12 protein-coding genes are annotated in these 14,301 nt (G+C 66.2%); 8 read left to right on the top strand and 4 right to left on the bottom strand.

Going from position 1 to position 14,301, the window contains the following annotated elements:
- Positions 1–417: 417 nt before the first annotated feature.
- Both ACLMAL_RS17525 and ACLMAL_RS17520 read right to left on the bottom strand, forming a co-directional pair.
- Positions 418–1,080, bottom strand: coding sequence for a hypothetical protein (locus tag ACLMAL_RS17525; protein WP_412000032.1), 663 nt, complete (start codon positions 1,078–1,080; stop codon positions 418–420).
- Between the two features lie 340 nt (positions 1,081–1,420).
- Positions 1,421–2,278: a LysR family transcriptional regulator gene (locus tag ACLMAL_RS17520; protein ID WP_412000031.1), complete on the bottom strand. Its 858-nt coding sequence runs from the start codon at positions 2,276–2,278 to the stop codon at positions 1,421–1,423.
- Between the two features lie 111 nt (positions 2,279–2,389).
- Between ACLMAL_RS17520 and ACLMAL_RS17515 the strand changes: the two genes are divergently transcribed.
- From ACLMAL_RS17515 to ACLMAL_RS17500, 4 genes are all read left to right on the top strand, one after another.
- Positions 2,390–3,655 (top strand): NAD(P)/FAD-dependent oxidoreductase, encoded by a 1,266-nt coding sequence (locus ACLMAL_RS17515; protein WP_412000030.1) that lies wholly within the window; start codon positions 2,390–2,392, stop codon positions 3,653–3,655.
- Positions 3,656–3,880: 225 nt separating this feature from the next.
- Positions 3,881–4,708: a GNAT family N-acetyltransferase gene (locus ACLMAL_RS17510; RefSeq protein ID WP_412000029.1), complete on the top strand. Its 828-nt coding sequence runs from the start codon at positions 3,881–3,883 to the stop codon at positions 4,706–4,708.
- Positions 4,709–4,713: 5 nt separating this feature from the next.
- Entirely contained in the window at positions 4,714–5,724 is a 1,011-nt protein-coding gene (locus ACLMAL_RS17505) for a lysophospholipid acyltransferase family protein (RefSeq protein ID WP_412000028.1), read from the top strand.
- Between the two features lie 522 nt (positions 5,725–6,246).
- Entirely contained in the window at positions 6,247–6,936 is a 690-nt protein-coding gene (locus ACLMAL_RS17500; protein WP_412000027.1) for an FHA domain-containing protein, read from the top strand.
- 86 nt (positions 6,937–7,022) lie between these two features.
- Here ACLMAL_RS17500 and ACLMAL_RS17495 read toward each other — a convergent pair whose 3' ends face one another.
- The gene (locus ACLMAL_RS17495) at positions 7,023–7,685 is read right to left on the bottom strand and encodes a serine protease (protein ID WP_412000026.1); all 663 of its coding nucleotides are present in this window, start codon (positions 7,683–7,685) and stop codon (positions 7,023–7,025) included.
- 228 nt (positions 7,686–7,913) lie between these two features.
- Positions 7,914–8,153, bottom strand: a complete 240-nt coding sequence (locus ACLMAL_RS17490) for a hypothetical protein (RefSeq protein WP_412000025.1) — start codon at positions 8,151–8,153, stop codon at positions 7,914–7,916.
- Positions 8,154–8,452: 299 nt separating this feature from the next.
- Here ACLMAL_RS17490 and ACLMAL_RS17485 point away from each other — a divergent pair, with 299 nt between their 5' ends.
- From ACLMAL_RS17485 to ligA, 4 genes are all read left to right on the top strand, one after another.
- Positions 8,453–9,679, top strand: coding sequence for a cysteine desulfurase family protein (locus ACLMAL_RS17485; RefSeq protein WP_412000024.1), 1,227 nt, complete (start codon positions 8,453–8,455; stop codon positions 9,677–9,679).
- Between the two features lies 1 nt (position 9,680).
- Positions 9,681–10,805: a tRNA 2-thiouridine(34) synthase MnmA gene (mnmA, locus tag ACLMAL_RS17480; protein WP_412000023.1), complete on the top strand. Its 1,125-nt coding sequence runs from the start codon at positions 9,681–9,683 to the stop codon at positions 10,803–10,805.
- A gap of 121 nt (positions 10,806–10,926) precedes the next feature.
- Complete coding sequence (locus ACLMAL_RS17475; RefSeq protein ID WP_412000151.1) at positions 10,927–11,988, top strand: methionine synthase; 1,062 nt, start codon at positions 10,927–10,929, stop codon at positions 11,986–11,988.
- A gap of 105 nt (positions 11,989–12,093) precedes the next feature.
- The gene (gene ligA / locus ACLMAL_RS17470; protein WP_412000022.1) at positions 12,094–14,223 is read left to right on the top strand and encodes an NAD-dependent DNA ligase LigA; all 2,130 of its coding nucleotides are present in this window, start codon (positions 12,094–12,096) and stop codon (positions 14,221–14,223) included.
- Positions 14,224–14,301: the final 78 nt, after the last annotated feature.

Below are 14,301 nucleotides of genomic sequence, written 5' to 3'. Positions count from 1 at the left end.
CGATCTCGTGGCCGTAGCGGTGCCATGGATCGCCATCTGACGCACCGCCCGTCGGGTCGATGGTTCGTTCTTACCTCTGCGGTCCGTAGTCGGTACCGGGTGCGCACCCATAACGGGCACTACGTCAGATCCACGCACTAAGTATCGGCAACGCAATTCACAAGACGGCAGCAATCCATCAGCGACCCTGCGCACGATCGCGAATTCCTTGCGCGCCTTCGCCTTCGACGGGCGCCGAACGGACAGCCGCAGCAGAACGGGGATTCAGCAATGGACCGACACGACCAAAGCCCAACGTGCGTTTGGTGCCTGCCACCAGAATTCGTTCGCGAAGCCATCGGCTGTGAAGGCATCCCACTTCCGGAATCCGGCTACCCGATTTCCTGCCCTGCGTTCCTCGACGCGGCACTGGTAGGTTCAGCGCGCGGGAATCGGGGTGTTCCAGAGGCTTTCGTGGTGGATGATCTCGACCCGGTATTGCTGGAGCAACAGGGCAACTCGGGGGTCATGGACGGGGTCGAACGGCCAATTCGCGGAGCGTCGGAGCTCGGCCAAATCAACCACGAGCTGCCTGGCCCGCCAGTGGCCGGGCACATACAGCACAGTAAGCGAGGCCAGTCGGTTGCCGTGTTCGGTATACACATCGACGCGGGAGCGAAGCGCTCCGAGCATCCTTGGCACCATCAGGATCGTCCCCACGATCAACTGCACCGCCAATTCCACCGACGCGCATACGCAAAGCACCAGAAAGAGCAAGAACATCAGCAGCTCGAGCGCCTGTCCGACGACCGCCACAAGCGCAATGACGATGAGCAGCAGCGGAAACCGGTACAGCCATTGCCAGCCTTCGACCCGGTCCAGCTTGTGCTCCCGATCGTCGCGCCGTTGTTGGCGGCGGGCCGCGCGCGGGGTGGGCTGCTGAACCGCTCGCGGACCCGAGGGCGGCGCGGCTCCGACAGGCACCTCGAAGAGGAAGTACGTGCCCTCCATTCCGATATTGAACGGTTGGACCAGCCGTCGCCACGGCAAGAACCTGCGTCGCAGGTACCAGGCACGCTCACCTGTGTCTGTAACCCTCACGCGCTTCAGTAAATCAGGCCTGCGTCAGCCATCCTCGCGAGATACCTTGCCCCACACAATGATCTGTCCGGCAGGCCGATCGATGTTGCCCGACGTCAGGCGCGCTGACTGGCGTCGATCGCAAGCCCGGACGCGCAACCGGCATCGGTATCGCGAAATCGCGAGCGCCCATAGCGTCGGGCGAAGGCAAATCCGTTCTCGTGCACCGCCGATGCGGGGGGCGCCGTTCCAGGGTGGCTTCGATGCCTCGGAGATTTATCTCGACAGCGGAGTCACGGTGCTGGTCGCGGTGATGTCGATGGTTATCGGTGCGCAGCGCTTCGCTCGCGAGAACGCCTGGTCAACACCGATGCAGTCCCGTCAGCAAGGTAGTGAGAATCGCCGACCGCCGGGTGTCGCTGCGTAGTACGGCGGAGACGGGTATCCGTAGCCGGTGCTCGGCCAGCGGCAGCACAACGAGCCCCTCGGTCGGGCTGTCGGCATAGAGCACTGTCCACGCCTCGGGTCGATTGATCAACTGCATGGTCGCGGTGTGGTCGGGCGGAATCGGCGGTCCGTACGTGGGTCCTGCGGACAGGTCTGCGAATGCGGCCCGAATGACGTTGTGCAGCAAAACCTGTTCCTGCTCTGGTGGCAGCAGTAGCGGGTAGGAGCTGAGTTCGGCCAGCGTCACCTCCTCGCACGTCGCCAGGGGATGGGCGGCCGAGGTGGCGATGACCAGATCCTCGACCCAGAGCTTCTCGACGGCGAGACCCGGCTCATCGACGCTGCCGCGGATGAGCGCGAGGTCGCAGTCGCCGTCGGCCACGGCGGTGATCCGCTGGCGGAACGGCTTGATCACGAACTCGATCTCGGCGTCGGGGTGCGCGGCGCGGGCGCCCGCGATCGCCGAGAGGGATCGCGTCGCGAAGGACATGTTCGCGGCAAGCCGGATGCGGTGCCCCGACGTCCGCACCGTGGCGCGGATCGCGGATTCCAGGCTCAGCATCTGTTTAGCCAGGGGAAGTAGCCGCATGGTCGCGTCGGTTGGTACGACGGCCCTGGTCGAGCGTTCGAAGAGTTGCACCCCGAGGTCGCGCTCCAGCCGGGCGATCTGGTGGCTGATCGCCGATTGTGAGATGTAACAGCGAGCGGCGGCTCTGCTGAAACTGAGCTCCTCGCAGACTGCGACGAAGTAGGTGAGCTGGCGAAGCTCCACGTCATCTCCAATTCATGAGCGATCAAGATAAGAGTCATCTACATTATGCGCCTGAACACCTGAAATATCTGCGCTTCGAATGACGGTTGGTAATGAGAGAAGGAGGCTGTCATGGAACACGCAGATGTCGTCATCGTTGGATCGGGATTCGGGGGGCTTGCCGCCGCTAAGCAATTGGCCAAATCGGGTATCAACTACGTACTCATCTCGAGCACGCCGGAACATCTCTTCCAGCCACTGCTCTACCAGGTCGCGACGGGTGTGCTGGCTTCCGACGAGATCGCGCCGCCGATCGCCTCGGTGCTGCGACGACACCGGGGGGCCGACGTCCGGCTCGGCAAAGTGGTCGGCATCGAGCCTGCCACTGCGATCCTCACCTACGAGCACGAGGGGGTGCGTCGGCAGATCCGATACGGCTCGCTGATCGCCGCCACCGGCGCCTCGCAGTCCTACTTCGGGCGCGACGACTTCGCCGACAAGACTTTCTCGCTCAAGACCATCGACGACGCGAGACTGCTTCGCGCCCAGATCGAGCGGGTCTTCGCCGAGGCCGCGGGCGCAGACGAGGAGACGCGGGACAGGCTGCTCAGCTTTGTGGTGGTCGGCGCGGGCGCGACCGGCGTCGAGGTCGCCGGTCAGCTGAAGGAGCTCGCGAAAAGGTATTACCACCAGGAAGTTTCGGTAACCCTGGTGGAGGGCGCCGGTGAGGTGCTTCCGCCGTTCGGCGGCGGGCTCTCGGAATACGCGAAGAAGTCGCTGACCAAGAGTGGTGTGGAGGTGTTGGTCGGCACCTTCGTGACCGACATCGAGCTCGGCAAGGTGACGGTCAAGGATACCGACGGCGTCGAGCGCAGGATCGCGGCGGAGACCGTGGTCTGGTCGGCAGGCGTGCAGGCGGGCGGCTTCGCGACCATCCTCGCCGAGGCCACCGGCGTCGAGACCGACCGGGCCGGAAGGCTTTTGATCAACCCTGACCTCACTGTCGGCGGCCACGCCGACATCTTCGCCATCGGCGACATGACCTCGCTCAACGGTTACCCCGGGCAGTCGCCGGTCGCCATGCAGGAGGGTAGGCACGCCGCCGACATCATCCGCAGGAAGCAGCGGCCGGGTACCCCGTTCAAGTACTGGGACAAGGGCAGCATGGCGGTGATCAGCAGGTTCAGCGCGGTGGTGAAGCTGAACGACCGCATCACCTTCCGGGGCGTGATCGCCTGGTTCATGTGGCTTGCCGTACACCTGCTGTATCTGGTCGGCTTCCGCAACCGCTTTGCGGCGGTGGCCTCGTGGCTCGTCGCGTTCATCGGGACGGGTCGCCCCGGCTTCGATGAGGTGGAGCAGACTCCGGTGCGGACGCTGGAACGCACCGCCGCCTGACCACACGTCACGACAATCGCGCTGTCCCAGCTCATGGGGCAGCGCGATTTTCTGCTCGATAGGGTCGTCGAGCAGGCACAAGGCGCGGTTCGGATGCGGGGGCGGGAACGAAATACGACCGTCTGGTGAACGGTCGGTGTGACCATCATCGCGTTCACCGAACCGGCATCGACGCGACACTTCGAGGTTGCTCCGACGCAGTTTCGGGCTGGCTTCATCACGGATATGACTATTTCGTCCGTGTTGACAGCCCCGGCTCGACAGACGGAATCCGGGGTGGAGCGGTCCCGGTATTCATTGGTCGTTTCCTCCGACGCCGAGCACCGCACGGCGGCACAGCGGCTGCGCTACGGCGTGTTCGCCGGTGAGCCGGGCTTCAGGATTCCCGACAACGGCACCGGCCTCGACGCCGACCGATTCGACGAGCACTGCGATCACCTGCTCGTCCGCGACGATGTCACCGAGCAGTTCGTCGGATGCTATCGAATGCTGCCACCGGACAAGGTGATCGCCGCGGGCGGGTACTACACGGCCACCGAATTCGATCTGAGCCAACTCGATCCGGAAGGCAACCGGATTGTAGAGATGGGCCGCGCCTGTGTGGTGCCCGATCACCGAAACGGCTCGGTGCTCACCCTCATGTGGGCGGGCATCCTGCACTACATCCAGCTCACCGGATACGAATGGGTGATGGGCTGTGTGTCCGTGCCGATGCAGGACACCCCCGCCGACCCGGCCGGGGTGAACGTACGCGGCGTCAGGGACATGCTGCTCGGCAGGCACGGCTCCGATCCGGAACGGCGAGTGCATCCCCACCGGCCGGTGGTCATCGACGGTCTCACGTTGGACGAGATGACGCCGCCGTCGCGGCCCAAGCTGCCGCCACTGCTGCGCGGCTACCTGCGCCTCGGCGCGGAGATCTGCGGCGAGCCCGCCCACGATCCCGATTTCGCGGTCGCCGACTTCGTCGCGCTACTCGGGCTCGACACGATCAACACCCGCTACCTGAATCGATTACAGGATGCCGCGAACGCACTCGACGGGGCACGGTGAGGTACATGGTGTTCGACGCGCCGCTCGCACGGCACACCGCACACGCGTGGATGCCGTCGAGCCCATGTGGGCCCGGCTGCATCGAGCGGATCGATGAGGTCGGGACCGGCCGGGTCATCGCCCGGCTGCTCGGCGTGGCCGGGTTGCTGGTCAGCTTCCTGGTGGTGAACGTGGCCACCCCGCGGGGCAGGCGCGAACATCTCCAGCGGCGCTACACGCGCATGGTGTTGGATTGTCTCGGAATACAATTGCGTGTCGTGGACAACCGGGTGACCACGTCCGGCGTGGGCGGTGCGTCGTCCGACACACGTTTCGCCGACCCTGGCGAGGGTGTGTTGATCGTCGCCGGTCACATCGGCTGGACCGATGTGGTCGTGCTGGCCGCGGTGCAGCCGCTCGGATTCGTGGCGCGAGCGGACATGGTGGATTGGCCGGTGCTCGGTGGCCTGGCGAAGCTGATGCGCGTCATCCCGATCGAACGCGAGCGGCTTCGCGAACTGCCTGGTGTGGTCGCCCGCCTCGGCGCGCGCCTCGCGGCCGGTGATCGAGTCGCGGTCTTCCCCGAGGGGACCACGTGGTGTGGCCGCGCCTACGGCTCGATGCGGCCCGCGCTCTTCCAGGCCGCGGTGGACACCGGCACCTCGGTGCAGCCGGTACGGCTGCGGTATCTGGATAGCAACGGTGCGCAGTCCACGGTGCCCGGTTTCGTCGGGGAGGACACCTTCGGCAGTTCTGCGATGCGAGTGCTCAGGTCCAAGGGGATGGTGGCCGAGGTTGTCCTCGAGCCGTTGGAGTACCCAGGCCTCGACCGGCGCGATCTGGCCCGCCGCTGCGAACGGGCAGTACGCGGCACTGAAACCCCGCGGCACGGTGTGCTCGCTGCGCAGGAATGGATCGAGGCAGGCGTCACCCGAGTGCAGGACCCGGAGCTTGCGGAGGACACCCCAGTGGTCGTGCGGCGGCGGCGCCCGTTCCTGCGTAGCTCCGGTCGCCGGGTCGACGCGGCAGATGCGTGACCACGTCATGAATACTCTCGGACGCTGTGGCCACCAAGTGGATCACGAACATTCCCGGCCCGGATCCGACTCCTCGGGAACGGCGGACACCAGTGGGAACCAACCGAAGAACGCGGCCGTCACGTAGGGCGAGCCGTCGTATGTGCGTGTCCGCCGATCGGTCGCGATAAGGGCGAACTGTCGGCGGCTATCGTTTGCTGGAATTGAACTCGGTATCAGGATCTGGTAGTTCCCCGGGCTGTGGTCGCCAATCTGGCCGATCCGTTTACGCGTCGCTCGATCGGTTGGCGTTTTGCCTGCTACCGGCGTGCCTCAGTCGCGACCGAGCGATCAACATGGCACCCGGTTGCCGCACCCATAGTCCGGACGGAGCCTTGAAATGAGACCCTGGGCATGAGCGAACCCCCACTTACATGCTGAAGTAGTTGAAACTAGTGCAATCAGCGGCGGGATAGCGCATTCTTAGTTAATCGGAACGGTGCCCACAGTTCATGACGTACCTCGGATTGGGAACGACGCATCATGTCCACGTCGCACGGACAGCAGGCGCTGCGTTACGAACCGTACTCAGTGGCAGGCGAGCGTGCGCAGCAACCATCGCCTGACGGTGCCATGCTGTCCCACCGTGTCGGCCACGGAATTTGGCGTCAGATTCCACTCGATCCCGACGAGCCCGGTGTGACGATAGGTCGGTCGAAGGCGGCCGACGTCACCGTGACCGCCGACGCGACTCTGTCGCGACTGCACGCCATCATCGAGCGGGTGTCGGACTGCTGGGTGGTCATCGACAACGGCATGTCGACGAACGGAACTTTCGTCAACGGCGAGCGCATCGGAGGGCGTCGGAAACTCAACTCCGGCGATACCGTCCGCCTCGGAGAATCGGTGTTCATCTTCACCGACGGCCACCCGCCCGAAGACGAAATAACGATTGTCCCGATCAGCCTGCCGACCCGGAATGACCTGACCGACGCCCAGTATTTGGTTCTGGAGGCGCTGTGCCGCCCCAGCGATGCTCGGACTGCCTACAGCTACCCCGCGTCGAACTGGCAGATTGCACACGATCTGTGCCTGAGCGTGGCCACGGTCAAAACCCACCTGCGGGCAATATTCAAAATATTCCAGGTCGAAAACCTGCCACAGAACCAAAAACGCGTGCTTGTGGTCGAACGTGCTCTCGCGTGCGGCGTGATTGTCAATCACGAGGGGTAGGACTCCGGCTGAAGTGTGTGATGTCGGTTCGCGCCCCATCACGGGGGCGCCGAGCAGCAACTCCTCTCGGTCGATACGGTGCGCAGCTAGATCGGGTGGAAACCTGCGCCGACGCCGCCGCGCGCGTTGACGTCGTCGATGATGGCGGCCATGTTCCCGCCGAGCTGCGGTCCGAGGCACGGCACGGTCAGATATCCGTTGACCATGCCGACGAGCGTTGTTCCGACCGTCACCGGCCCGCCGGAGTCACCGGGAAGGACACATATCTGCGTCCAGGTCCAGGTGTTGGACCCGAACACATCTCCGTAGGCCAGTCCGCAGGTCTGGCCCGTGGTGTAGCCCTGCTTGCAGGCGATATCCGGGAACTGCGCCGGACCGCCCAACCCGGTGATCGTGGTGTTGCCCACGCGGTTCACGGGCACGACCTTGCCGGGATCGAACTCGATGACGGCGTAGTCCATCGCGGTGTAGGTGTAGGCGAAGGTGCCGACTGTGCCTGCGTCACGGTTGGCCTCGGCGGCGACCTCGGTACCCGCCTCACCGCAGTGTGCTGCGGTGAGCCCGACCAGCCGACCTGCGGCATCGTGCCCGATCGTGGTGAGTGTGCAGATGCCCTGGTCGCCGACGACCAGGCCGGAGCCGCCGCCCAGCATCGACGGACCTGCCGCATGCGCGGTGCCTGTTTGTGCTCCGACCAGCATTGCGCCCGCTGCAAATGCAACGGCGGCCCTCGCGAGTTTCATGAACATGTCCAATCCAATCGTCCGGGCCGCGACTATCCTGTGCGGCGCGAATAACGTCTGCACATTTCCTGGACGGGGTCTATCGCCACCGGGGCGTCAGGCCCCGTCGTCAGGCATTCATTGGCATGGAGTCTGGTTGGAGTTGCGTCGTAGCGACGACACTATGACGGTCACCACACTATCGGGTGTGTGACGCGCGGCGTTGTCTGCATTGTTGTGGTGCTGTCGAACGGGTCACACCAGGCAGACGCCCGTAAAGAACGGGAAGACCGGTGGGACGAAGCAGACCCACCACAGGAAGGGGTTCCACCACAAGACGGCAGGTTCGACCTGTACGGGGACTGGCTCCGAGGGTGCCACCTGGACAGGCAGCGGAGATTCGGCCGGTGCTGCGGTCGCAACGCTGGTACCGAGTGCGATTATCGGTGCGAGCGCCACCGCTGCCGCGGCTACGCGAATTTTGGTCGTGTTCATGATGCTTCCTTTAGTGAGCGCTTCCGGGTCGCCCTCTTCCCTGAAGGCTGCCCGCGTGTGAACACCACCAACTCTGCTCGTAGGGTGCGCGGGCGATCTTCCTCCCGCGGGTTGGAAACACTCACACCTCGGGTGGAACCGAGGGCGTCGTCGGAATCAGGGGGATCGTGAAGAAGCGCTGGCGGGCTCCGGGAATACCGGAAGGCGGCCGGCGGGTTGCGGATCGTAGGTGAAACGTGGACACATCGGGGGACACCCCCAAGATGTGCAGGTCAAGGCTGGGATAGGCTTTATCGGTCATGAAGTCGGGTTTTTCGGGTCAGCTCAACGGTGCGCCCAAGACGGTCTACCTCGATCATGCGGCGACCACACCGATGCTGCCTGCCGCCATCGAGGCGATGACGGCTGCTCTCGGGCTGACGGGCAATGCGTCGTCGCTGCACGGTTCGGGGCGGGCGGCGCGGCGGTTGCTGGAGGAGGCGCGGGAGTCCATCGCCGCGCATCTGGGCGCCAGGCCCTCTGAAGTGATCTTCACTTCGGGCGGCACCGAGAGCGACAATCTGGCGATCAAGGGCATCTATTGGGCCCGGCGCGATGCCGATCCGCGGCGGACGCGGATCATCGCGGGCTCGACCGAGCATCACGCGGTCATCGACACCGTCGAGTGGCTCGAGCAGCACGAGGGCGCACAGGTGACCTGGCTGCCGGTGGACGGCGACGGAGTCGTCTCGCCGCGTACGCTGCGGGCCGCGCTGGCCGAACATGTCGACGAGGTCGCGCTTGTGACCCTCATGTGGGCCAACAACGAGGTCGGGACAATTCAGCCGATCCGCGAGTTGACTACTGTCGCACAGGAATTCGGTGTTCCGATGCACAGCGATGCCATCCAGGCCGCCGCTCAGCTGCCGATCGACTTCGGCGCGAGCGGCCTCTCGGCGGCGAGTTTCGCCGGGCACAAGGTCGGCGGGCCGCACGGCGTCGGGGTGTTGTTGCTGGGCAGGAAGGTGCCGTGTGTGCCGCTGCTGCACGGCGGCGGGCACGAACGCGATCTGCGTTCGGGCACCTCGGATACGGCGGCGGCGGTCGGGCTCGCCACCGCGCTACGCCAGACGGTGGCCGAGTTACCGACGCGCACCATCGAATTGACCGGACTGCGTGACGAGCTGATCGAGCGGATCCGCGACATGGTGCCCGATGCGGTGCTCAACGGCCCCGCAGGCGAGCAGCGACTGCCAGGCAATGTGCACTTCACCTTCCCCGGCTGCGAAGGCGATTCGTTGCTGATGCTGCTGGACGCGGCCGGCATCGAATGCTCGACCGGGTCGGCCTGCAATGCGGGCGTTGCCTCGCCGAGCCATGTGCTGATCGCCATGGGCGTCGAGCCGTGGCAGGCCCGTGGTTCTTTGCGATTTTCGTTGGGGCACACCTCGACCCGCGCCGATGTCGACGCGTTGACGAGGGTGTTGCCCCAGGTGGTTGAACGGGCCAGGGCCGCGGGTCTGGCCGGTGCGAAGGGAGGTGTCTGATATGCGAGTACTCGCCGCGATGAGTGGTGGTGTGGACTCGGCGGTGGCGGCGGCACGTGCCGTCGACGCTGGTCACGAGGTGGTCGGCGTGCATCTTGCGTTGTCGGCGACACCCGGCACGCTGCGCACCGGTTCGCGCGGTTGCTGCTCGAAGGAGGACGCCGGTGACGCACGGCGCGCCGCCGACGTGCTCGGAATTCCGTTCTACGTCTGGGATTTCGCCGACCGCTTCAAGGAAGACGTGATCGACGATTTCGTCGCGGCCTACGCGGCGGGCGAGACACCGAACCCGTGCCTGCGCTGCAACGAGAAGATCAAGTTCTCCGCGCTCGCCGACCGCGCGGTTGCGCTCGGCTTCGACGCCGTGGCCACCGGGCACTATGCACGGCTGGAGGACGGGGTGCTGCGGCGCGCGGTCGACGCCGACAAGGATCAGTCCTATGTGCTTGCCGTGCTGACGGCACAACAGCTTTCGCGGGCCATGTTCCCGGTGGGTGACACCCCGAAGCCGCAGATCCGAGCGGAAGCCGCTGAGCGCGGTCTCGCGGTGGCCGACAAGCCCGACAGCCACGACATCTGCTTCATCCCCTCCGGTGACACCCGCGCGTTCCTCGGTGCCAAGATCGGCATCCGGCCCGGTGCGGTCGTCGACAACGACGGCCAGGTGCTCGCGAGTCACGAAGGCGTGCACGGGTTCACGATCGGCCAGCGCAAGGGCCTCGGCCTGCCGGGTCCCGCCGCGGACGGTAAGCCGCGCTATGTCACCGACATCGATCCCGACTCGGGCACCGTCCACGTCGGCTCTGCCGAAGACCTGGAGGTCTGGGGCGTGCAGGCCGATCGCGCGATCTGGACCTCCGGCGCAGCGCCGGACGGGCCGATCGAGTGCGTCGTGCAGGTGCGTGCCCATGGTGGCATGGCCCCTGCGTTCGCCGAAGCGGTCGGTACCGGACTGACGGTGCGCCTGCGCGAGCCGCTGACCGGCGTGGCCCGTGGCCAGGCGGTCGTGTTGTACCGCCCGGATGTCCGCGGCGATCAGGTGATCGGCAGTGGGACTATTTCGGGCACGGTGCGCGATGCGGCCGACGAGTCCGACGCGGTGAGTGGCGCGAGCGCGACGCAGTGACCGTCGCCGGTGCGCGGCACCAGGCGACATGCAGACGCATCCTTTTCGGCACTCCGGCGTGCGCCGGGGTGCAACCCACGATGAGGCGCGAGCCTCGTACAGAGGTGGCACGGTGAGCGAGATCGCCAAGGTAGCCGGCGAAGTCGACGCGAAAGAACTGGTGGGTATCCCCGGCGGCATTGCGACGGCCGTCGGCTCGTGGCCGGGCACCGATCCACGCGAGGCGGCGACCACAATCCTCGGTGAGCTGCCGGATCTGGCGCATCTGGTGGAGTTGCCCGGGCGCGGCATCGGGGCGGACATGCTCGGCCGGGTTTCCGCCCTGCTCGTCGATATGCGATTCGACACCACGACGCGGGGTTACCGGCTGGCCCCGCGACCCGGTGCGACGTCCCGGCGCGCACGGGACCTGCTGCGAGCGGATCTCGATGCGCTCGAAGAGGCCTGGGAGACATCGGGTTCGGCGGGCACCGGTCGCATTGTCAAGGTGCAGGCCACCGGCCCGCTGACCCTCGCCGCGCAGGTGGAATTGCCCGGTGGGCACCGTATCCTCACCGATTTCGGTGCGGTGCGCGATGTTTCGGAATCGTTGGCAGAGGGTCTTGCTCAGCATGTGGCCGAGGTGCGCAAGCGGCTCGGCGCGGAAGTGGTTCTGCAACTGGATGAACCGTCGCTGACCGTGGTGCTGCAAGGCTCGCTGCGCGGCCCGAGCATTCTGAATACCGTGCGGGCGCTGCCCGAACCGGAGGCTCTTGCGGTACTGGATGCCGTGATCACCGCACAATCCGCGCCGGTGTTGGTACACAGCTGCGCCGAAGCGCCCGCGCTGGCTTTCCTGCGTGGCAGCGCCGCCGCGGCGATCGGCTTCGACATGGCCGCCATCGGCACCCGCGACCTCGACCATATCGGCGAAATCCTCGACACCGGAAAACAATTGGTTCTCGGTCTGGTGCCGACGGCACCCCCGGCCATGCCGGCGACCTGGCGTGACTTCGCCGAACCCGGCGTCCGGCTCGTCGATCGCCTCGGCTTCCCGCGCAAGACGCTCGCCGAGCGGATGGTGATCGGCCCCGCGTGCGGATTGGCGGGGGCTCCGCTGGAATGGGCGCGTACCGCACTGCGTGTGTCCGCGGAAGTCGCGCGCGCCTACGCCGAAGAACCGGAATCGCTGACCTTCGACTGACCGTCGGCCGCCACCGTGCCGCCCGATCGGAATCGGGTCATCGGGGGCGGCGACGTGCGGGAACGTGCGATCGAGATGTCGGTGGGCTCGGCTAATGTGCGTTGGGTGAGTGACAGCGACAGTGCGGCGGTCCCGGCGACGGCAGAGCAGCGGGTGGAGTGGCAGCGGCTTGCGGACGAAGTTCGTGAGCACCAGTTCCGCTACTACGTGCGCGATGCGCCGATCATTACCGACGGTGAGTTCGACACCTTGTTGCGGGAGCTGCAGGCTCTGGAGGAGCAGCATCCCGACCTGCGCACGCCCGATTCGCCGACCCAGCTGGTCGGCGGCGGGTTCGCGACGGATTTCACCGCCGTCGATCACCTCGAGCGGATGCTGTCGCTGGACAATGTGTTCGACTTCGACGAGCTGCGCACCTGGGCGAGCCGGGTGGAGGCCGAAACCGGGTCGAACCTGCACTACTTGTGCGAGGTGAAGATCGACGGTGTCGCGCTGAACCTCGTCTACGAGAAGGGGCGCCTCGTGCGCGGTGCGACCCGCGGCGACGGCCGCACCGGTGAGGACGTCACACTCAACGCCCGCACTATCGAGGACATCCCCGGCGAGCTGACGCCGAGCGACGAGTTTCCGATTCCCGACCTGCTCGAGGTGCGCGGCGAGGTGTACTTCCGGCTGACGGACTTCGAGACGCTCAATGCCGCCATCGTCGCCGAAGGCAAACCCCCGTACGCGAACCCGCGCAATACCGCGGCGGGCTCGCTGCGGCAGAAGGATCCCGCGGTGACCGCGCGGCGCAGGCTGCGCATGATCTGCCACGGCTTCGGGCGCATCGAGGGATACACCCCCGCCTCGCAGCATGATGCGTATCGTGCGCTGGCGGCCTGGGGGCTGCCGGTGTCCGAGCACACCAGGCGGGTGCAGGGCATCGACGCGGTGATCGAGCGCGTCGCCTACTGGGGCGAGCACCGCCACGATATCGAGCACGAGATCGATGGTCAGGTGATCAAGGTCGACGAGATGGCGCTGCAACGCCGCCTCGGCTCGACCTCGCGGGCGCCACGCTGGGCGATCGCCTACAAATACCCGCCCGAAGAGGCGACGACCAAGCTGCTGAACATCGAGGTGAACGTCGGCCGCACCGGCCGCGTCACCCCGTTCGCGGTGATGGAGCCCGTCTTCATCGCGGGGTCAACGGTCGCGATGGCAACGTTGCACAATGCCTCGGAGGTCAAGCGCAAGGGTGTGCTCATCGGCGACACGGTCACCATCCGCAAGGCAGGTGATGTGATTCCCGAGGTGCTCGGCCCGGTGGTGGACGCGCGGACCGGCACCGAGCGCGAGTTCGTGATGCCGTCGAACTGCCCGGAGTGCGGCACCGAGCTGGCACCGCAGAAAGAAGGCGACGCCGATATCCGTTGCCCGAACCAGCAGTTCTGTCCGGCCCAGTTGCGGGAGCGCGTTTTCCATGTCGCGGGCCGCGGCGCTTTCGACATCGAGTCGCTCGGGTACGAGGCCGCAGGCGATCTGCTGAAGTCGGGTGCGATCACCGACGAGGGCGATCTGTTCGACCTCACCGAGGAGCGTTTGCTCACCACGACGCTGTTCGCCAATAAGAACGGTGGCCTGTCTGCGAACGGCAAACGGCTGCTGGAGAACCTGCGGGCCGCCAAGGATCGACCCCTGTGGCGGGTGCTCGTCGGGTTGTCCATCCGGCATGTCGGCCCGACGGCGGCGCGGGTGCTCGCGCGCGAATTCGGCAGCCTCGACCGGATTCAGGACGCATCGGCGGAGGAACTCGGCGCGGCCGACGGCGTAGGCCCGACCATCGCCGCGGCGGCGGCGGAATGGTTCACCGTCGACTGGCACCGCGCGATCGTCGACAAGTGGCGGGCCGCAGGCGTGCGGATGGCGGACGAACGCGACGAGTCCGTCGAGCGCACGCTCGAGGGTTTGTCGATCGTGGTGACCGGTTCGCTGCAAGGGTTTTCGCGAGACGGCGCCAAGGAAGCCATCCTGGTGCGCGGCGGCAAGGCATCCGGCTCGGTCTCCAAGAAAACCGCGTTCGTGGTCATCGGGGAGGCCCCCGGCTCGAAGGCCGCGAAAGCTGAGGAACTCGGTGTGCCGATCCTCGACGAGGACGGCTTCCGGCGGTTGCTCGAAGCGGGACCGGAAGCGGTCACGCCGGGTGCGGACGCGCAGGAAACCGCCACCGAGGACGCCGTAGCGGAGGAATAGGGCGGGTCGGTCGCGTCGCGGTCGCAGTCCGTCGTTGCCACGGTCGCAGTCGCGATCGTGGTCGGTTCGGGGGCGTTG

The sequence above is a fragment of the Nocardia sp. CWNU-33 genome (genome assembly GCF_046764895.1).
In the GTDB taxonomy this organism is placed as follows: Bacteria; Actinomycetota; Actinomycetes; order Mycobacteriales; family Mycobacteriaceae; genus Nocardia.
This window is presented reverse-complemented; position numbering and strand designations above follow the sequence as displayed.

Coding starts and splice junctions, on each gene's coding strand:
- ACLMAL_RS17515 (WP_412000030.1), top strand. CDS start 2,390: ATGGAACACGCAGATGTCGTCATCGTTGGATCGGGATTCGGGGGGCTT.
- ACLMAL_RS17510 (WP_412000029.1), top strand. CDS start 3,881: ATGACTATTTCGTCCGTGTTGACAGCCCCGGCTCGACAGACGGAATCC.
- ACLMAL_RS17505 (WP_412000028.1), top strand. CDS start 4,714: ATGGTGTTCGACGCGCCGCTCGCACGGCACACCGCACACGCGTGGATG.
- ACLMAL_RS17500 (WP_412000027.1), top strand. CDS start 6,247: ATGTCCACGTCGCACGGACAGCAGGCGCTGCGTTACGAACCGTACTCA.
- ACLMAL_RS17495 (WP_412000026.1), bottom strand. CDS start 7,685: ATGTTCATGAAACTCGCGAGGGCCGCCGTTGCATTTGCAGCGGGCGCA.
- ACLMAL_RS17490 (WP_412000025.1), bottom strand. CDS start 8,153: ATGAACACGACCAAAATTCGCGTAGCCGCGGCAGCGGTGGCGCTCGCA.
- ACLMAL_RS17485 (WP_412000024.1), top strand. CDS start 8,453: ATGAAGTCGGGTTTTTCGGGTCAGCTCAACGGTGCGCCCAAGACGGTC.
- mnmA (WP_412000023.1), top strand. CDS start 9,681: ATGCGAGTACTCGCCGCGATGAGTGGTGGTGTGGACTCGGCGGTGGCG.